Origin of the sequence: Gilliamella bombi (genome assembly GCF_900103255.1) — a bacterium.
In the GTDB taxonomy this organism is placed as follows: domain Bacteria; phylum Pseudomonadota; class Gammaproteobacteria; order Enterobacterales; family Orbaceae; genus Gilliamella; species Gilliamella bombi.
In genome coordinates, this window is record NZ_FMWS01000084.1 from 647 (window position 1) to 1,308 (window position 662).

Consider the following 662-nt stretch of genomic DNA (forward strand, 5'->3'; position numbering starts at 1 on the left):
GTAGTTGCGAGGCGGTTTACCGCCTGAGCCGTTTTCGTAGATATAGCCAATACTATTTTGGGCATCCAAATTACCTTGAGCTGCGGCTTTTTCAAACCAGCTTAATGCAACAGGAAAATTATTAAACTCATCACGGTATATGGCCCCTAAATTATATTGAGCTTTAGCCAGTCCTTGAGCTGCGGCTTTTTCGAACAGTAATCTGGCTTTAGTATGATAGCCTTTATGTAATAGGGCATCTTGATAATAAATTTCACCCAAATTATTTTGAGCATTAACATCGCCTTTATTGGCCAGTTTGGTACAAATAGCGATATTGGCTTCGTCTTTATTTAATGGCAAACACTTTGTATTGGTTTTAGCCGCACAGGGCAATGATAACCCAACTAACACAATCAATAAAAGGGGGAGTTTGGTGTGTGCTAACATAGGCATTCCCGTTAATCGTTCAATAAAACATCAGGTTAACATAAAATATCTCTAGATAAAACAGATTATTAATATGAATGGCTTGTTGCTGAAGATGAAATTTAAACAAACGTATTTTGTAAAAAACTTTCAGGGATGTGCTACGTTTACGTAAAAAAAAGAAAAAATTATACTTAAATTAAAAGAGGTAAAATTATTGTTATTACTTTTTGACCACGACTTTACTATAAAAA

1 protein-coding gene is annotated in these 662 nt (G+C 34.7%); it reads right to left on the reverse strand.

Annotation, left to right across the window (positions count from 1 at the left end; genetic code table 11):
• A partial coding sequence (locus B9N71_RS12080) for a tetratricopeptide repeat protein (RefSeq protein ID WP_167370116.1) occupies window positions 1-429 on the reverse strand: 429 nt, incomplete at its 3' end.
• Between the last annotated feature and the right edge of the window lie 233 nt (window positions 430-662).